Raw genomic sequence first — 16754 nt, forward strand, 5'->3', positions numbered from 1 at the left:
AGAAGGAGACACCGATGCCCCAGGGCCGACGCTGGCACACCGGCGACCTCGCGTTCCGCGTGCCGGGACCTGAGCGCGAGGACCTGCGCGGCAGGCTCGAGCGGACACGTCTCCCCGCGCAGGAGCCGGGCCGGCCGTGGGAGCGCGGCATCCCCGTGGACGTCCTGGGCGGCCTCGTGGACAGGTGGCTCGCGCTCGACTGGGACGCGGTCGAGGCACGCCTCGGGCGCGAGCGGCAGCTCCTCCTCACGGGCGACGGCGCGCAGCTGCACGCCCTCTGGCGACCCGCGCGGCGCGAGGGAGCGCTCCCGGTCCTCGCGCTGCACGGGTGGCCGTACACCTACGCCCAGATGGTGCCGCTGGCCGACGCGCTCGCGGGCGACCACGGGGTCGTCGCGCCGTCACTCCCCGGCTACGTGCACTCCCCTGCCCTGCGGGAGCCGTTCTCCGCCCGCCGGGTCGCCGAGCTGTTCCACCACATGATGACCGACGGGCTCGGCCACGAGCGGTATCTCGTCTACGGCGAGGACATCGGGGCGCCGGTCGCCGACTGGCTCGCCGGGCTGTATCCGGACCACGTCGCGGGCATCGTCGCCTCCCACCCGTCGTTCTCCGCGCAGCAGCGCGCGGGCGTGGAGCTCGACGAGGGCGAGCAGGCGTTCCTCGCCGGCACCTACCGGCCCGAGGAGACCGGGTACGCGCACCAGCAGGGCACCCGGCCCGACACCCTGGCGGTCGGCCTGCTCGACTCCCCCGCCGGCCTGCTCGCCTGGATCGCCGAGAAGGTGGCCGCGTGGAGCGACGGAGGCACTGCGACCGGGCTGGACGGCATCGCGGTGGACGAGCTGCTGACGCTCACGTCGCTCTACTGGTTCACCCGGTCGATCGGCACGAGCTTCCGGTCCTACGCCGAGCCCGCCGACTTCGACCTCCACCCGGTCGTGACGGTGCCCGCCGCCCTGCTCGTCAACACGCACGAGCGCGGCTACCCCCGGTCGCTCGGCGACAAGAGCTACACGGACATCCGCTCCTTCGAGCGCCTGGGGCGGGGCGGGCACTTCACCGCCTGGGAGAACCCGGGCGCGGTCGCCGACGCGATCAGGAGCCTGGCCTGACGCGTGCCCCGCGCTCGCGGTTGCCGTCGCGGCGCCCGCCCGGGGACTATGCTCCTGCCGAAGGAAAAACGCCGGCCGCACCGCGGACGGCGCGCGCACGCGGACTCGGGTGAGCCGCCACTTCTTCCTCGAAGGAGTGCCCGTGCGTGCGCAGCCCCGCGTCCCCGTCGTCCCGCTGCCCGCCCCGCGCCGACCGCCGCGCAGCCTGCGTGAGGCCCGGGTCGCGCTACTCGGCCTCTCCGCCGTGTTCCTCGTCGAGATGCTCGACAACGCGGTCCTCACGGTCGCGCTGCCGACGATCGGCCGCGAGCTCCACGCGTCGGCGGCGACGCTCCAGCTCGTGACCAGCTCCTACGCCGTGGTGTTCGGCGGGCTGATGCTCACCCTGAGCGCCCTCGCCGACCGGGTCGGCCGCCGCCGGGTGATGCTCGCCGGTCTCGTGCTGCTGGCGGCCGCTGCCCTGGCGACGGGGGCGGTCACGACGATCTGGCAGCTCGTGGCGGTGCGGGCCGTCATGGGGGTGGCCGCGGCGATGACGACGCCCGGGTCGCTGGCGCTCGCGTTCCGCCTGTTCGACGCCGACGAGCTGCGCGTCCGCGCGACCACGGTGATCTCGACCGTCGGTCTGGTCGGGCTCGCCCTGGGTCCGACCGTCGGCGGCCTCCTCCTCGCCGTCGCGCCCTGGCAGGCGCTGCTGATCGTGAACGCGCCCGTCGCCGCGCTGGCGTTCGTGTGCATCCGGCGCGGCGTCGCCGCGGACGCGCTCGCCGACCTCCACCGGTCCCCCGCCGACGCTCCCGCCGGCGTGCTCGGTACCGCGGCGGTCGTGCTGGCACTCGTGGCGCCGGTGCTGTTCACCGAGGCCGGTGCGCCGGCCTGGCTGCCGTGGGCGGTCACCGGAGGGGCACTCGCGGCGGCAGCGGCCTTCGTCGTGCGCGAGCGGTCGACACCGCACCCGCTGCTCGACCTGCGCCTCGTGGCCCACCCCCTGGTGTCGTCCGGCCTCGCGTTCAAGGCCGCGACGGGTCTGGCGACGGCGGGACTGGGCTTCCTCGTGACCCTGCAGCTGCAGCTGGCCTGGGGCTGGAGCCCCGCCCGGGCCGCCGTCGGCACCCTGCCGCAGGTGGTCGTGCTGATCGGTGGCGGGTTCCTGATCCGGCCGGTGATGCGACGGCTCGGCCTCGAGCGCGCCGCCTCGCTCAGCGCGCTGACCGTGGTGCTCGGGCTCCTCACCTACGTCGTGCTCGGCGGGCGCGGGTACGCCTGGGTCGCCCTCGCGCTCGTGCTGGTCGCGGCCGGCATGCGCGTCAACGGTGTGGTCGCGGGCACCAACGTCATGCGCGGCCTGCCGGCCGACCGGACGACGACAGGGGCGGCGCTGGCGGACACCGCGGCCCAGGTCGCCACCGCCGCCGGCGTCGCGGTCGGCGGGACGTTCCTCGCGGCCCTGGTCACGGGCGACGTGTCGGCGGGCGCGTGGACCCCGCAGCAGGTCGCGCAGTTCGGCGGGGTGGTGCACGCGGCGGGGGGCACGCTCACGCTCGTGGCGGGCGTCCTGGTGACCGTCGGCCTCGTCCGGGCGCGACAGGGGTCCGCCGGGGGCTGACGAGGCCGCCACGTGACCGCCGGACCCGGCGGCCGGGGCGGCGACCCGGGGCACGGGCCGTCCCGGGCCCTCAGTTGACGATCTCGCCGCCCCCGTCGGACAGCAGCACCGTCAGCCGCTCGCGCCACGCCGCGAGGTCCTCGGGGCTCAGCCGCGGCCAGTCGTCGACCTCGCGGACCACCCGCAGCGGCTCGCTGGTGCGGAACGACCGCGTCGGGTTGCCCGGGAACTTCTTGTCGGTCACGTTCGGGTCGTCCTCGAACGGGCCGAGCGGCTCCACCTCGTACACGCGCGGCGTGGCGTCCCCCGGCGCGAGCTCGGCGGCGATCTCCGCGGCGAGGCCGGCGCCGGCCACCCGCGACGTGAAGTACACGTGGTTCATCGTGATCTCGGGCCGGTAGTTCGACGGGAACCCCGCCGTCAGGAGGTCGCCGGGGCGCAGGTCGGCCCGCGTGCCGTGGAAGAACGGCCCCTCGTCGGGTCCCGCGCTCACGCGCCCACCGCCACGCCCGAGGGCCGCGCCCCGGTGGTGACCGGCGGCCACCGGAACCGGTCGACCAGCGCGGAGACCGCGGGGACCCGGACCAGCGCCGCGAGCACGAGGAAGCCCAGCACCCCGCCCGCCACGTTCGACAGCAGGTCGTTCACGTCGGCCACGTGCCCGCCGCCGAGCAGGCCGGCCGTGACGTACTGCGTGAGCTCGATGCCCAGGCTGAACACCGCCGACACGACCAGGGCCGTCCACCACCGCGCCCGGGGGACGAGCAGCGCCACCAGCACACCGAGCGGCGCGAACACGAGCACGTTCATGAGCGCGTCGGCCACCTCGTAGTGCGCGAACGGGACGAGGGCCAGGGCGTCGCCCCACGCCCCCGAGCGGGCCGGCTTGTCCGTGAAGACCGGGAACACCGTGTTCGCGACGACGCCGGCCACGTAGACGCACAGCACGAGAGCGACGACGGCCCGCGGCGCGGTGAGCCGTCGGGTCCGGTGCAGCGACCACAGCAGCGCCGCGAGCACGACCGCGGCGAGCGGGACGACGACCGGGAGGACGGGGACCTGGTGGAACACGACGACCTGCGCTTTCATCGAGGACCGGCGGCGCCGCGGCTGGACGCCCGCCACGCGCCAGGCTGCCAGGCGACTGCCCCGCCGGGCATCCACCCGTGGTCGGACCGGTGCGTCAGCCGGGGCCGTCGCCCGTGCCGGCGAGCACGGGGCACCAGCACGGACGGAGGCGCGCTACTGGTGCGCCAGGACGCCGAGCGCCAGCACCAGCACCGCCAGCAGGGCCTCCGCGGCGAGGATCACGAGGCGCTGCAGCGGCGGCAGGTCGAGGTTGCGGACGGCCAGCACCCCGACCGCCGTCAGCGTGGCCACCGTGACGACCATCGCGGCGAGCAGCCCGGCCGACGTCGGGTACAGGCCCGTGCCGGACAGGGCGATGCACACGAGGGGTGGCAGCGCGACGGACGCGGCGCCGAGCGTCCCCGTGACGATGCGCCGGTGCTCGGTGCGGTCCGGCAGGTGCGAGTGGACGACCATGTGGCTGAGCAGGTCGGCGACGTAGACCGCGCAGACCGTGGCCGCGACGGCGACCGCCAGCGTCCCGGCGGCCGTGCCGGCGCTCGCGTGGGTGTCGTGCGCCCGCAGGGTGATGATCACCGCCAGCGCCGTGAACGACACGTACACCCGCTCCTTGAGGGCGGCGGCCCGGCCGGCCCGGGTGGCGGCGTCGTCCGCCGTGTGCGCGTCGCCCGGCGCGGACCCGTCGTGCGGTGCCGTCATCGCTCCCCCTGTCGTCGGCGTCCGACCCTACGCCGCCGAGTCTACGTCTGCACCACACGGTGTAGTGCGGGCGGGCGACAGGCTCGCTCCAGCGGCTCATCCGCTGTGCGGGTCCGCCGGCTGCTCACCCACACCTGCCCACGCCTGGATCCGGCTGACGAGGACCGGGACGCCGACGTCGAAGCCGCCCAACCGCAGCGGACCGGCGTCGGTCTCCACGACGACGTACTCGGACCAGGCCGGACGGCCAGTGACGTCGCCGCGCACCGCCTGGCCCCCTCCGGTCAGGACTCCCCGGGCGTCTGCGGCAGACCCGCGAGCCGCGCGTCGTCCACGGCGACCGGCGTCGCAGCGCGGGCCAGGGCGGCGAGCTGCTCGACAGGCAGCGCCCCGGAGAGCCGGTACTCGATCCCGTGGTCGACCCAGGTCAGCCACCCGCCGACGTCGACGCCCGGCTGCCCCCAGGGGGTGAACACGCCGCGGTGGCCGTCGACGTCGACCAGCACCGTCTCCGCCGCCCAGTAGCTGACGGCCAGCTCGGGCGGGGCGGTCGCCACGCGCGACTCCAGCTCGACGCCGGCTCCCAGCGGGGCCTTCGCGACGCCGTCCTGCGCCTCGACGGGCTGCGTGTCCCCGTACGTGACCCACCACCGGCGCGTGACCGGGCTCGCGGGGGCATCGGGCACCGGCACCGGCTCGTAGCCCGCCGGCAACCGTCCGGTGTCGACCCGGGAGCCGTCGAGCTGCAGGCCGTCCACCAGGGACACGAGGTCCTCGGGCGTCATGCCGCTGCCGTTCACGATCCACCGGGTGCCGTCGGCGTCCACCCAGCTCAGCAGGAGGCCGCCGCCGAAGTCACGCAGCCGGCCGTCGACGCCGCGCACCCGGACGTCGGTGACGCCCTCGGTGCCCGCCGGGAACGGGTCGGCGACCTGCGACCACACCGACACCCCGCGCTGCGGCCCGGTGGCGAGCAGGACCGCGACCGGCACGGCGTCGGGGCAGTCCATCGTGGTCTCGTGGACGCCGGCGCTGGCGAGCGGCCACGGCGCGGCGTCGATCAGGGTCGCTGCGCGGGTGATGCGGGGGTCGGCGGCCCACCCGGCGGGGTCGACCCAGTCGGCGCGCCCGGTGCCGCACCCGGCCGCGACGTCCGCCGCCCGGGCCGGGGCCACCCCGAGGCCGAGCGCGACGGCGGCGGGACCGGGATGGACGCCCGTGCCGTCACCGCCGAGCTGGGGCAGGACGACCCCGCCGACGGTGAGCGCCGCGGCGAGGGCGACGGTGCCGCCGACCAGGCGGGTGCGCCGGTGGGCGCGCCGCAGGGCGCGGGCGCGCCGCTGCACGCCGAGAAGGTCGGGGACGGGGGTCACGGGGTCGACGAGGGCCAGGCGGTCCAGCGGGTCGGTGGTCATCGGACGAGCTCCTCACGGGTGGGTTCCAGGACGGCGGCGAGCCGCCGGCGGGCGGCGGAGAGCGTCGACGCGACGGTGCCGCGCGAGACGTTCATGACCTCGGCGACCTGCGGCTCGGTCAGATCGGCGACGTAGCGGAGCGCGACGGCGGTGCGCGCGCGGTGCGGCAGGTCGGCGACCGCCCGCCACAGGGCGTCGTCCGGGGCGGCCGGCGGCGGCACGCCCTCGTCCCGGAGGCGCTGCAGGTAGCGGCGCTCCAGCTGGGCGCGGCGCCAGGTCCGGCGCACCTCGTTCAGGGCGACGGTGTAGACCCAGGCGCCCGGCCGCTCCATCCGGCTGACGGTGCCCCAGGCGTTGAGCGCCCGGGCGAACGCCTCGGCGGCGGCCTCCTCGGCGAGGCCCGGGTCGCCGACGGCGAGCGCGAGCGCGCGGCAGGTGCGCGGCAGCTCCGCGGCGTACCACGTCGCGAAGTCGGGGGGTGGGTCGGCGTCCCGCGGAGGTCTCATGCCCCTCCAAGTCCTGGGGGCCGCGGAACGTTGGGTCGGCACGGCGGACCCGTCAGCCGGCCCCCGTCCCCTGCGCCCCGGGGGCCCGCGTGCCGGCGAGCTGCGCCAGCGCCTCCTCGACGCGGTCGGCGGTCCCGGGCGACAGGGTCGCGGCCCACCGCGCCCGCAGCTCGCCGAAGGTCGCGGCACCGATCCGTGTCATCTCGTGCCCGCGCGCGGTGACGCGCAGCCGCTTGAGCCGCGCGTCGGCGGGGTCGTCGACGCGCTCCACGTAGCCGAGCTGCTCGAGGGTGGCGACGGTTTTGGCCGCGGCCTGGCGGCTGGTCCCGAGCCGGCGCCCGAGGGCGGAGGCGCTGTCGGCGCCGTCGGCGACAGCGGCGAGCGCGAACTCGAGGTTCGCGGTCACGCCGGGATGACCCTGCCGGTCGAGCTCGGCGACGACCTCGTCGACCAGCTGCTCGAAGGCCCCCAGCAGCAGGAGCGCGAGGCGCACGCCCGCGGCGGGGTCGGTCGGGGGTGTCTCGGTCGGGACGGGCACGGCGTCGAGCCTAGAGGCGGGCCGGGGGTATTGACAACCACGTTGCGCACACCGCAGGCTGACAACCCGGTTGTCCATCAAGGAGGTCCCCGTGCCCGTCCCCCACCCCGGAGCCACGATCCCCGGCGTCGTCCACCACCTCACCGACGTCGGCGGCACGAGGCTGCACCACGTCACCGCCGGCGCGGAGGGCTCGCCCGTCCTCCTCGTCCACGGCTTCCCCGAGACCTGGTGGGCGTTCCACCGGCTCCTCCCCCTGCTCGCCGCGCGGCACCGCGTGGTGGCCGTCGACCTGCGGGGGTTCGGTGACTCCGCGGTCGCCGACGACGCGTTCGGCAGCGCCGTGGCGGCCGACGACCTGCACGCGCTGGTGCAGACGCTGGGCCTCGGACCCGTGCACGTGCTGGCGCAGGACGTCGCGGGCGGCGCCGTCCTGCGGCTCGCGACGCAGCACCCGGAGGACGTCGCGAGCCTCGTCGCCGTCGAGATGGGCCTCGCGGGGTACGGCCTCGAGGCGTTCGCCGACGTGACGCACGGCGGTTCCTGGCACATCGGCGTCCTGGCGGCGCCCGGGATCCCCGACCTGCTGCTGGCGGGTCGCGAGCGGGAGGTGCTCGGCGCCTGGGCCTTCCCGACGATGACCGCCGTCCCCGGCGCCGTCACCGACGCCGACGTCGCGGAGCTCGCCCGGACGTACGGCCGGCCGGGCGGCTGGAACGGGGCCGCAGGCCTGTACCGCTCGCTGCTCACCGAGGGGGACGATCTGCGCTCGCTCGTGGCCGCGCATCCGGTGACCGTGCCGGCGCTCGCCGTCGGCGGCTCCGGCGGTCCGTTCACGGCCGCGACCCTCGGGCAGGTCGTCCGGGGCCCGGTCGGGTCGGTGCTCCTCGACGGGGTCGGGCACCACGTGGCGCTGGAGGCCCCCGACGCGCTGGCGTCCGCGGTCCTGGCGTTCCTGGAGCGCGTCGACGGCTGACCCTGCCGCCGCTACGGGGTCCGCGGCCCGGCACCGGCCGCGGACCCGCGGCGCGTGGACGCCACCAGCCGCACCGTCCCCGCGGCCGTCTCCACCAGCGACCCGAGGGCGACGGCCTGCACCGCCTGCGCGGGCGACCCGGTGACGCCACCCGTGAGCAGGACGACGGCGTACGCGACCCACACCGGCGTCAGGAGCGCCCACGCGCGCGGGTCCCGCAGGCCCGGACGCCGTCCGACCGCCGTCGCGTACCCGATGCCCAGCGCGACACCGGCGACCGTCACCAGCAGGAACACGCGCACCACCGCCTCTCCCCGCCGACCGTAGCGCCGCGTGGGCCGGCGGCGGGGGCGATTCCCGGTGCGGGGTCAGCCCGCGGCGGTGCGGACCAGCTCCCGCAGCCGGGCCTCGACGTCGTCGGTGACGTCCAGCACGGCGAACGCGGTCGGCCAGAAGACGCCGTCGTCGAGCAGGGCGTCCTCGTTGAACCCGACCGTGCCGTACCGCGTCCCGAACTTCGCGCGCGGCTGGTAGAACACGACGACCTTCCCGTCACGGGCGTACGACGGGAAGCCGTACCAGGTCTTCGGGTCCAGGTGCGGGGCCTCCTGCGTGACGACGGCGTGCAGCAGCTCGGCGATCCGGCGGTCGCTGTCCGTCAACGCGGCGATCGCGTCGAGGCACGCCTGCGCCTCGCGCTGCTTCTTGGCGGAGCCGGTCCCGCCGGCCTGGGCGCGCAGCTCGGCGGCCCGCTGCTTCATCGCGGCGCGCTCGGCGTCGCTGAACGTGCCCTCGTCCTCGTCGTGACCGGCCATCGGTGTCGTCCCCTTCGTCGGCAGGCGTCCAGCATGACGTGCCGGGACGCCGCGGTGCCAGCGCGGTGCCGGCGCGATGCCGGCGCGGTCCCGCCGGTCCGGGGGTGGGCGGGGGCAGGTCAGCCGTGCGACGGCTCGCCGGTGCCCGTCACCGTCGTCAGCAGGATCGCCGCGTCGCTCAGGGCCTCGACGGCGTGCCGGTCGTGGGTGAGCGTGACCAGGTACCCGGCGGGCAGCGTGTCGACGCGCTCCCCGGTGCTCACGCCGACGGTGCCGCGCAGCACGAGGATGCTCCCCGCCGGCGGCGAGTTGTGCTCCGCCAGGCGGGTGCCGCGGGTCAGCGCGATGACGGTCTGCCGCAGCGGGCCGTCGTGCACCATGATCTGCGCGGAGCGACCGTGCGGGTCCTCGTGGGCGGCGGCGAGCTGGTCCTGGGCGAGCTGCTGGGTGTCCATGCGGCGTCCTTCCGTCGTCGTCGGCGGGCGGGGTCCACTCTGGCACGTGCGGACCGGCCGCGCGGGGCGATCCGGCGGGTCAGCGGCCCGCGACGGTCTCGGGGCGTTTCTGCCGGGCCGGTCGTGCGGGTTCGTGCTCGCCGTTCCACACCTGGACGGCGCCCCAGATCGAGGCCGCCACCGGGACCGCGAGCACGGCGCCCGTGATGCCGGCGACCACGGTGCCGATCGTCAGCGCGACGAGGATCACCAGGGGGTGCAGCCGCAGCGAGCGGCCCATCACCACCGGCTGGAGCAGGTCGCCCTCGAGCTGGTTCACGACGACCACGATCGCCACCACGATCAGCGCGTCGACCCAGCCGTTGGCCACGAGGGTGACGAGCGCCGCCAGGACGCCGGCGAGCGTGGCGCCGACCAGCGGGATGAACGCGAGCAGGAACACGAGGACCGCGAGCGGGATCGCCAGCGGCACCCCGACGACGAGCAGGCCGATCCCGATGCCGACCGCGTCGACCGCCGCCACGATGGCCGTTCCCCGCACGTAGCCGCCGAGCGTGCTCACCGTGCGCGTCCCGACACGCCGCGCGCGGGCGTAGTGCTCTCCCTCGAACGGCCGGAGCAGGAACTCCCAGATGCGCGGGCCGTCCTTGAGGAAGAAGAACAGCACGACGAGCATCAGCACGAACCCGGTGAGGAAGTTCGCGGTCGCGGAGACCCCGGCCGCGGCGCTCGCGCCGAACGACGAGGACGTGAGGAAGTCCGTGACCGCGGTGCGGGCGTCCTCGATCTGCTCCTGCGAGATCTGGACCGGCAGGGCGGTGAGCGAGTCCTGCAGCTCGGCGAACCCGTCGACGGCCTGGTCGGCGAGCTCGTCCCACTGGTCGACGACGGCCCGCACGACCGCCCACAGCACTCCCGCGAGCACGGCGACGACCAGCAGCAGCGCCACCCAGGTGGCCAGCATCGACGGGAACCGGTGGCGCCGGAGCCACGACACGAGCGGGTGGATGGCCGAGGCCAGGACGAGGGCGATCAGCACCGGGATGACGACGAGCGTGAGACGGGTCAGCACGTAGCCCACGACGACCGCGACGGCCGTCACGGCCAGCACCTGGAGCGAGCGGGTGGCCACGCGCCCGAGGCCGTCGGACCACAGCGACGCCACCCCCCGGGCGTGCCCGGTGGCAGGGGGCACGGCGGTCGACGCGGGCGGGGCGCCCTGCGGGTCCCGCCCCTGACGTCCCCGTCCCCACCAGCCCACGCGTCCTCCTCGGCTCGTCCCGGGCACGGCGCGGCCCGGACCTCGGACGCTACGGGCAGGGGCGCGAGGCCGCGACCGGGGCGGCGGCGCGGCCCGCGGTTCCGCGCCGTCCCGTGCGACCCCGCGGTCCCCCGCCGTGACGTGCGCCTGCGCGCCCCGCGGTCGTGAGCCGTGCCGTGCAGCCGCGGGCGGAGTGACCTCCACCCTGCGGTGGACCCCCGTCGTGCCGCGGATCCGACCCGGGGGCGACGACGCGGGCGGCCCTGCGGCGGCAGGCTGGTCGCATGACGAGAGACGGCTGGTCCGGCGACACCCGCGCCCGGCGGCGCGCCGAGCTGCTGGCCCGGCGCAGCAGGCGCCGCACGCGGCTGCCGCTGGAGGTCGCGCTGCGGCTCGCGGTGGACCCGGCGATGCGCCCGCGGCCCGGCACCGGGGCCTGACCCGGCGGGGTTCGGCAGGACGGGTCCGAGCGCACCGTGGCCCCGGATCGCGACGGGCGTGCGCGACGACCCGGGACCTAAATCGATATCGATAACGTTGTCAGGGCGCTACGATCACCGCATGGGGCAGCGTGTGACCATCACCGACGTCGCGCGGACCGCGGGCGTCTCCGTGGCGACGGTGTCGAAGGTCATCAACGGACGGTACGGCGTCGCGCAGGCGACCACCACCCGCGTCATGGAGGTCATTGACGCGCTCGGCTACGAGTCCAGCCTCGTCGCCCGCTCCTTGCGGTCGCACCGCACGCACGTGATCGGCATCCTCGTCGCCGAGTTCGAGCCGTTCTCGGCCGAGATCCTCAAGGGCGCGGCCGGCGCGCTGGCCGACTCGGGGTACGAGCTGCTCGCCTACACCGGCGGTCTGCACGGCCGCGGCGAGGGGTGGGAGCGCCGCTACCTCTCCCGGCTGAGCGGGACGCTCATCGACGGCGCCGTCCTCGTGACGCCGACGGTCGTCGAGGCCGGCAACGGCGTCCCCGTCGTCGCGATCGACCCCCACACGGGCCCCACCGGGCTGCCGACCGTCGACTCGGACAACCACGGCGGCGCCGTGATCGGCACCCAGCACCTGCTCGAGCTCGGCCACCGCCGCATCGCGTTCGTCGGCGGGCGCGCCGACCTGGAGTCGTCGCGCCTGCGCGAGCAGGGCTTCCGTGCCGCGATGGCGGACGCGGGCGTCCCGGTGGACGACGACCTGGTCCGCGCGGGCGACTACCGCAAGGAGTCCTCCCGGGAGCCGGTGCGCGAGCTGCTGTCGCTGCCGGACCGCCCCACCGCGGTGTTCGCGGCCAACGACCTCTCCGCGATGGCCGCCCTCGAGGTCGCGCGCGAGCTGGGCCTGCGGGTCCCGCAGGACCTCTCGGTCATCGGCTTCGACGACATCCCGGAGTCCGCGCAGACCGAGCCCCCGCTGACCACCGTCCACCAGCCCATCCAGCAGCTCGGTGCCGCGGCGATCACCCTGCTCACGGCGCTGCTCGACGGCGACGAGGTCCGCGAGCCGCACGTGCGGCTGCCGACCTCGCTGGTCCGCCGCGGGTCGACGGCGCCGCTCTGACGCGTCGCCGGCCCGCTCCCGGCCGCGCCGTCCGCACGACGTCGGCCGCAGTTCCTCGTCCGCACGACCCCGGCCCGCACGACCCCCGCCCGCACGACCCCGCCCCGCACGAAGGAGTGCACCGCATGACCGACGCAGCCGTCGCCCCCCGGTCCCCCGAGCTCGCCCACCGCGGCGCGCGCGCGGTCGTCACCGTGCGCGGCGCCGACGGGCTCCCGCTCGCGGACGCCACGGTCACCGTCGCGCAGACGCGGCACGCCTTCGGGTTCGGCTGCACCGCGTTCGAGGTGATCCCGCTCGCCGCCGGCGAGCAGCCCGGGCCCGAGGACCCGCCGGCCGACGTCCTGCCGGGACTCGTGGAGCTCTGGCTCGACGTGTTCAACACCGCGACCCTGCCGTTCTACTGGGCGCGGTTCGAGCCCGAGCGCGGCCGGCCCGACACGGAGCGCCTGCTCCGCGCGGCCCGGTGGCTGGCCGAGCGCGGCGTGGCCGTCAAGGGCCACCCGCTCGCCTGGCACACGCTGGCCCCCGCGTGGCTGCGCGACCTGCCGGAGGACGACGTCGCGACCGCCGTCCGGGAGCGGATCACGCGGGACGTCACGGCGTTCCGCGGCCTGGTCGACACGTGGGACGCGATCAACGAGGTCGTCATCATGCCGGTGTTCGACAAGGAGCCGAACGGGCTGACGCGCCTGGCAGCCCGGGACGGCCGGGTCGCGACGGCGCGGCTCGCCTTCGACACGGCGCGGGCGGCGAACCCCGGCGCGACGCTGCTGCTCAACGACTTCAACCTGTCCGCCGACTACGAGCGGCTCGTCGAGGACTGCCTCGCGGCCGGCATCCGCATCGACGCGCTCGGGCTGCAGACGCACATGCACCAGGGCTACCGCGGCGAGGAGTGGACCCTCGGCGTCCTCGACCGGTTCGCCCGCTTCGGTCTCCCGCTGCACCTCACCGAGACCACGCTGGTGTCCGGCGACCTCATGCCGCCGGAGATCGAGGACCTCAACGACTGGCAGGTGCCGTCGTGGCCGTCGACGCCGGAGGGCGAGGCCCGGCAGGCGGACGAGGTCGCGCGGCACTACCGCACGCTGTTCGGGCACCCGGCCGTGGAGGTCGTCACGTACTGGGGGCTCGGCGACGCGGGGGCGTGGCTCGGGGCGCCCGCCGGGCTCGTCCGGACCGACGGGACCCCGAAACCCGCGTACGACGCGCTGCACGGCCTGGTCAAGGGCGCGTGGTGGCTCGGGCCGACCCCGGTGCGCACCGACGCCGACGGGCGGTTCGTGCTCGACGGGTACCTCGGCGACTACCGGGTGACGGCGGACGGCCGCGGCGAGGCGTCCGTGACGCTGGCCGCCGGGGGTGCGGACGTCGACGCCCGGCTCACCGCGCCGGCGTGAGGCCGCGGGCGACGTCGGCGGCCCGGCAGCCCCGGCGGCCCGGGCGTCATCGCACCGGCGGCTCGTACACGAGCGGCTCGGCGGCGGTGACGCGGCGGTACTCCTGCGCGCCGCCCAGCCCGCCCACCAGCCGGTCCACCAGCGCCCGCCCGGCGTCCGCCAGGATCGCGTCGTGCACCGGGACGGCGAGCCGCGGTCGCACGGCACGGACGTAGTCCACCGCCTCCGCGACCTTCATCCAGGGGCCGGCCACCGGCACCAGCAGCAGGTCCACCTCCACGTCGTCGGGCGGCGGGGTGAACGAGTCCCCGGGGTGGAGCACCGCGCCGTCGACCACGTAGGCGACGTTCGCGATCCGCGGCACGTCGGGGTGGATCACGGCGTGCCACTCCCCCGTGACCCGGACGTCGAAGCCCGCGGCGGTGAACCGGTCGCCGTCGGCGGCGACGTGCAGGCGGTCGCGGGGCGCGCCCTCCTCGGCCAGGCGGTCGAGGACCGTGCCGGGCGCCCACACCTCCAGCCCGGGCCGCGCACGCACCGCCGCGACCAGCTCGGGCGGCGCGACGTGGTCCGGGTGGTCGTGCGTGACGAGCACGGCGTCGGCGTCCCCCAGCACGGACAGGTCGCTGAACGCGCCGGGGTCGAGGACCAGGCGCCGGTCGTCGCGCTCGAGGCGGACGCAGGCGTGGCCCCAGTGGGTCAGGGTGAGGGCTCCGGGCATGCAGCCAGCATCACCCCGCAGCGTCCCCGCGTCGAGCCGTGCGGGACCGCGGCGACCGGACGCCGGGGCCGGTCGATTCCGCGACGACGCTGGTCGGCGGCTACGGTGTGCCTGTGCTGGTGCTGGGTGTGTGCTCGCTCAAGGGCGGCGTGGGCAAGACGTCGGTGACGCTCGGCCTGGCGTCCGCGGCGCTGGAGCGCGGGCTGCGCACGCTGGTCGTCGACCTCGACCCCCAGGGCGACAGCACCCTGGCGCTGGCCACCGCTCCCGCGGGCGGGGACGTGGCGGATGTGCTCGACGCGCCCTCGGCCGAGGCGCTCGCCGCCGCCACCTCGCCGAGCGCGTGGGCGGAGGCGGGCCTGGACGTGCTGGTCGGTTCCGCGGCCTCCGCCCGTCACGACAGCCGTGACGGGGACGACCTGGACCGCCTCCGGTTCGCGCTCGCGTGGGTGCACGACTACGACCTCGTGCTGGTGGACTGCCCGCCGTCGCTCGGTGGCCTGACCCGCACGGGGCTGACCGCCTGCGACCGCGCGGTGGTCGTCACGGAGCCCGGGCTGTTCTCGGTGACCGCCGTGGGTCGGGCCATGCGGACCATCGACGACCTGCGGCGTGGCCCGGCGGCGCAGCTGCAGCCGCTCGGCGTCGTGGTGAACCGCGTCCGTGCCCGCTCCGTGGAGCAGGCGTTCCGGCTCGAGGAGCTCCGGGGTCTCTACGGGCCGCTGGTGCTCACGCCGTTCGTGCCCGAGCGCGCCGCCCTGCAGCAGGCCCAGGGAGCGGCGCAGCCCGTCCACGCCTGGCCCGGAGCAGGGGCACGCGAGCTGGCAAGCGCCTTCGACGACCTGCTGGACCGGGCCCTGCGCGCACCGCGCACCTGACCCACCGCGCCCCGAGACCTCCCGCGCCCCGAGACCACCCGCACCCTGGGGGCCACCCGCACCCTGGGGGCCACCCGCACCCTGGGGGCCACCGACCCCGGGTGCCCCCTCGGCCCCTGTGCCCGACGGCATCCCCGTCGGAGGCTCCGAACGGCGTGGGAGGGGTCCACGCGGAGTTGGAGGTGTCCGCGGAGACCTCCGATGACACGCGGCACCCTCCGAGCACGTTCGGAGCCTCCGACGGTGCGGACGCGCCTAGGTGCGGAAGCGCCCGAGTGCGGATGTGCGCAGCTGCGGATGCGCCCGGGTGCAGGTGCGGACGCGCTGGTGCGGGCGGGCGGGGGCGGATGCGGAGCGGTGCCCGCGCGAAAGGCGGGGGTGGGTGGGGTCAGCCGGCGGTGCGGGCGGCGCGGCGGGCGGCGAGCTCGTCGTGGGCGTGCGCCACGGGGTGGTCGTCCTCCGCCCGCTCGGTCGGCATCTCGGCGAGCGTGCCCTCGACCTCGCGCCAGACCCGGCCGACCGCGATCCCGAAGACGCCCTGGCCGCCCTGCACGAGGTCGATGACCTCGTCCGCGGAGGTGCACTCGTAGACGCTCGCGCCGTCGGACATGAGCGTGATCTGCGCGAGGTCCTCGACGCCGCGCTCGCGCAGGTGGCCGACCGCGGTGCGGATCTGCTGGAGGGACACCCCGGTGTCGAGCAGCCGCTTGACGACCTTGAGCACGAGGATGTCGCGGAACGAGTACAGGCGCTGCGTGCCCGACCCGGTCGCGGGACGCACGGACGGCTCGACGAGGCCGGTGCGGGCCCAGTAGTCGAGCTGGCGGTAGGTGATCCCCGCGGCCCGGCAGGCGGTGGGCCCGCGGTAGCCGGTGGTCACGTCGAGGTCCGGGAGGTCGTCCCCGAACAGCAGACCCTGTGCGCGCTGGGGGACCCCTCCGGCCGCCTCTGCGGTCTGCTCGGTGCCGGTCACGGGGTCCTCCGCTCGTCGCGCCCGCAGCCGCCGGTGCGGCGCCACGGATCTGTGCTGTCCTGGTGCAACGCTAGGGCCGGGTCAGGGGGCGGTCAACGACCGCGCCACCCGCGGTTCCCGGCGTGTCGCGCACGGTGTGTCTCACCCTCCACCTGAGGTTGAACCCCGGCCCTGGTCCCCCTGCTCTCCGGGCTCTCCGCGCTCGAAGTCCTCGGCCGAGACCTGGTCCAGGAACTCGCGGAACTGGGCGACCTGCTCCTCGGGGCTGCCCGCCTCCTGGTCCTCGTCGTCGGCCGGTGCCGCCTCGACGCCGACCTCCGCGAGCACGTCGGTGGCGCACAGCACCGGGCAGCCGACCCGTACGGCCAGCGCGATCGCGTCCGAGGCCCGGGCGTCGACCCGCGTGGACCCGTCCCCCAGCACGAGCGCCGCGTGGAACACGCCGCCGACGAGCTCCGTGATCTCCACCTGGCGGACCCGCACCCCGAGCGTGGCCAGCACGTCGCGCAGCAGGTCGTGCGTCATCGGCCGCGGCGGCACGACACCGGCCTGGGCGGTCGCGATCGCCCCGGCCTCCGCCGGCCCGATGGCGATGGGGACGATCAGCTCGCCCACCGGCTCCAGGAGCAGCACGACGAGCTCGTCGTCGCCGGGGTGCCGGCGCACGCCGAGGACCTCCAGCTCGACCAGGTCGTCCTCGTGCATGCACCCCACGCTACGACCGTCCGACCCTCGGCGCACCGGTCG

Annotated in this window: 20 protein-coding genes; 7 read left to right on the forward strand and 13 right to left on the reverse strand. The window is 76.2% G+C overall.

Annotated features, from left to right (window positions below):
- Positions 1–14 precede the first annotated feature (14 nt).
- Positions 15–1115 carry an epoxide hydrolase family protein gene (locus P9841_RS01520; RefSeq protein ID WP_283320366.1) on the forward strand — a complete coding sequence of 367 codons (1101 nt, stop codon included), beginning with the start codon at positions 15–17 and terminating at the stop codon, positions 1113–1115.
- 142 nt (positions 1116–1257) lie between these two features.
- The gene (locus tag P9841_RS01525; RefSeq protein ID WP_283320367.1) at positions 1258–2721 is read left to right on the forward strand and encodes an MFS transporter; all 1464 of its coding nucleotides are present in this window, start codon (positions 1258–1260) and stop codon (positions 2719–2721) included.
- Positions 2722–2791: 70 nt separating this feature from the next.
- On the opposite strand, the gene arr is transcribed toward P9841_RS01525, so the two are convergent.
- From arr to P9841_RS01555, 6 genes are all read right to left on the reverse strand, one after another.
- A complete protein-coding gene (gene arr / locus P9841_RS01530) occupies positions 2792–3214 on the reverse strand; it encodes an NAD(+)--rifampin ADP-ribosyltransferase (RefSeq protein WP_283320368.1) in 423 nt (140 codons plus the stop codon).
- Entirely contained in the window at positions 3211–3810 is a 600-nt protein-coding gene (locus P9841_RS01535) for a VanZ family protein (RefSeq protein ID WP_283320369.1), read from the reverse strand. Before P9841_RS01535 ends, arr begins: the two co-directional genes overlap by 4 nt.
- 153 nt (positions 3811–3963) lie before the next feature.
- Positions 3964–4509 carry a hypothetical protein gene (locus P9841_RS01540; RefSeq protein WP_283320370.1) on the reverse strand — a complete coding sequence of 182 codons (546 nt, stop codon included), beginning with the start codon at positions 4507–4509 and terminating at the stop codon, positions 3964–3966.
- A gap of 284 nt (positions 4510–4793) precedes the next feature.
- Entirely contained in the window at positions 4794–5924 is a 1131-nt protein-coding gene (locus tag P9841_RS01545; protein WP_283320371.1) for a hypothetical protein, read from the reverse strand.
- Complete coding sequence (locus P9841_RS01550) at positions 5921–6430, reverse strand: RNA polymerase sigma factor (protein WP_283320372.1); 510 nt, start codon at positions 6428–6430, stop codon at positions 5921–5923. Before P9841_RS01550 ends, P9841_RS01545 begins: the two co-directional genes overlap by 4 nt.
- 52 nt (positions 6431–6482) lie before the next feature.
- The gene (locus P9841_RS01555) at positions 6483–6968 is read right to left on the reverse strand and encodes a MarR family winged helix-turn-helix transcriptional regulator (protein WP_283320373.1); all 486 of its coding nucleotides are present in this window, start codon (positions 6966–6968) and stop codon (positions 6483–6485) included.
- 91 nt (positions 6969–7059) lie between these two features.
- On the opposite strand from P9841_RS01555, the gene P9841_RS01560 reads away from it, so the two are divergent.
- Positions 7060–7944 (forward strand): alpha/beta fold hydrolase, encoded by an 885-nt coding sequence (locus P9841_RS01560; protein ID WP_283320374.1) that lies wholly within the window; start codon positions 7060–7062, stop codon positions 7942–7944.
- An 11-nt stretch (positions 7945–7955) separates the two neighbouring features.
- Here P9841_RS01560 and P9841_RS01565 read toward each other — a convergent pair whose 3' ends face one another.
- From P9841_RS01565 to P9841_RS01580, 4 genes are all read right to left on the reverse strand, one after another.
- Positions 7956–8249 (reverse strand): hypothetical protein, encoded by a 294-nt coding sequence (locus tag P9841_RS01565; protein ID WP_283320375.1) that lies wholly within the window; start codon positions 8247–8249, stop codon positions 7956–7958.
- Positions 8250–8312: 63 nt separating this feature from the next.
- Positions 8313–8759, reverse strand: coding sequence for a hypothetical protein (locus P9841_RS01570; RefSeq protein ID WP_283320376.1), 447 nt, complete (start codon positions 8757–8759; stop codon positions 8313–8315).
- Positions 8760–8878: 119 nt separating this feature from the next.
- Entirely contained in the window at positions 8879–9214 is a 336-nt protein-coding gene (locus P9841_RS01575; RefSeq protein WP_283320377.1) for a cupin domain-containing protein, read from the reverse strand.
- A 79-nt stretch (positions 9215–9293) separates the two neighbouring features.
- Positions 9294–10409, reverse strand: coding sequence for an AI-2E family transporter (locus P9841_RS01580; RefSeq protein ID WP_283320378.1), 1116 nt, complete (start codon positions 10407–10409; stop codon positions 9294–9296).
- Positions 10410–10759: 350 nt separating this feature from the next.
- Between P9841_RS01580 and P9841_RS01585 the strand changes: the two genes are divergently transcribed.
- From P9841_RS01585 to P9841_RS01595, 3 genes are all read left to right on the forward strand, one after another.
- Entirely contained in the window at positions 10760–10915 is a 156-nt protein-coding gene (locus P9841_RS01585) for a hypothetical protein (RefSeq protein WP_283320379.1), read from the forward strand.
- A gap of 121 nt (positions 10916–11036) precedes the next feature.
- Positions 11037–12032, forward strand: coding sequence for a LacI family DNA-binding transcriptional regulator (locus P9841_RS01590; protein WP_283320380.1), 996 nt, complete (start codon positions 11037–11039; stop codon positions 12030–12032).
- 125 nt (positions 12033–12157) lie between these two features.
- Complete coding sequence (locus P9841_RS01595; protein WP_283320381.1) at positions 12158–13435, forward strand: endo-1,4-beta-xylanase; 1278 nt, start codon at positions 12158–12160, stop codon at positions 13433–13435.
- A 46-nt stretch (positions 13436–13481) separates the two neighbouring features.
- Here the strand turns inward: P9841_RS01595 and P9841_RS01600 are convergent, their stop codons facing one another.
- Positions 13482–14156, reverse strand: a complete 675-nt coding sequence (locus tag P9841_RS01600) for an MBL fold metallo-hydrolase (protein ID WP_283320382.1) — start codon at positions 14154–14156, stop codon at positions 13482–13484.
- A 113-nt stretch (positions 14157–14269) separates the two neighbouring features.
- Here P9841_RS01600 and P9841_RS01605 point away from each other — a divergent pair, with 113 nt between their 5' ends.
- A complete protein-coding gene (locus P9841_RS01605; RefSeq protein ID WP_283320383.1) occupies positions 14270–15034 on the forward strand; it encodes a ParA family protein in 765 nt (254 codons plus the stop codon).
- Between the two features lie 388 nt (positions 15035–15422).
- On the opposite strand, the gene P9841_RS01610 is transcribed toward P9841_RS01605, so the two are convergent.
- Together P9841_RS01610 and P9841_RS01615 are read right to left on the reverse strand one after the other, a co-directional pair.
- Entirely contained in the window at positions 15423–16007 is a 585-nt protein-coding gene (locus tag P9841_RS01610) for a MerR family transcriptional regulator (RefSeq protein ID WP_283320384.1), read from the reverse strand.
- Positions 16008–16148: 141 nt separating this feature from the next.
- Positions 16149–16712, reverse strand: coding sequence for a bifunctional nuclease family protein (locus P9841_RS01615; protein WP_283320385.1), 564 nt, complete (start codon positions 16710–16712; stop codon positions 16149–16151).
- Positions 16713–16754 lie beyond the last annotated feature (42 nt).

The organism is Cellulomonas sp. ES6, from assembly GCF_030053835.1.
In the GTDB taxonomy this organism is placed as follows: domain Bacteria; phylum Actinomycetota; class Actinomycetes; order Actinomycetales; family Cellulomonadaceae; genus Cellulomonas.

Excerpts from the sequence above, each read along its gene's own strand:
- P9841_RS01535 (WP_283320369.1), bottom strand. The coding sequence starts at position 3,810 with ATGAAAGCGCAGGTCGTCGTGTTCCACCAGGTCCCCGTCCTCCCGGTC.
- P9841_RS01545 (WP_283320371.1), bottom strand. The coding sequence starts at position 5,924 with ATGACCACCGACCCGCTGGACCGCCTGGCCCTCGTCGACCCCGTGACC.
- P9841_RS01595 (WP_283320381.1), top strand. The coding sequence starts at position 12,158 with ATGACCGACGCAGCCGTCGCCCCCCGGTCCCCCGAGCTCGCCCACCGC.
- P9841_RS01550 (WP_283320372.1), bottom strand. The coding sequence starts at position 6,430 with ATGAGACCTCCGCGGGACGCCGACCCACCCCCCGACTTCGCGACGTGG.
- P9841_RS01600 (WP_283320382.1), bottom strand. The coding sequence starts at position 14,156 with ATGCCCGGAGCCCTCACCCTGACCCACTGGGGCCACGCCTGCGTCCGC.
- P9841_RS01590 (WP_283320380.1), top strand. The coding sequence starts at position 11,037 with ATGGGGCAGCGTGTGACCATCACCGACGTCGCGCGGACCGCGGGCGTC.
- P9841_RS01585 (WP_283320379.1), top strand. The coding sequence starts at position 10,760 with ATGACGAGAGACGGCTGGTCCGGCGACACCCGCGCCCGGCGGCGCGCC.
- P9841_RS01540 (WP_283320370.1), bottom strand. The coding sequence starts at position 4,509 with ATGACGGCACCGCACGACGGGTCCGCGCCGGGCGACGCGCACACGGCG.
- P9841_RS01520 (WP_283320366.1), top strand. The coding sequence starts at position 15 with ATGCCCCAGGGCCGACGCTGGCACACCGGCGACCTCGCGTTCCGCGTG.
- P9841_RS01575 (WP_283320377.1), bottom strand. The coding sequence starts at position 9,214 with ATGGACACCCAGCAGCTCGCCCAGGACCAGCTCGCCGCCGCCCACGAG.
- P9841_RS01615 (WP_283320385.1), bottom strand. The coding sequence starts at position 16,712 with ATGCACGAGGACGACCTGGTCGAGCTGGAGGTCCTCGGCGTGCGCCGG.
- P9841_RS01570 (WP_283320376.1), bottom strand. The coding sequence starts at position 8,759 with ATGGCCGGTCACGACGAGGACGAGGGCACGTTCAGCGACGCCGAGCGC.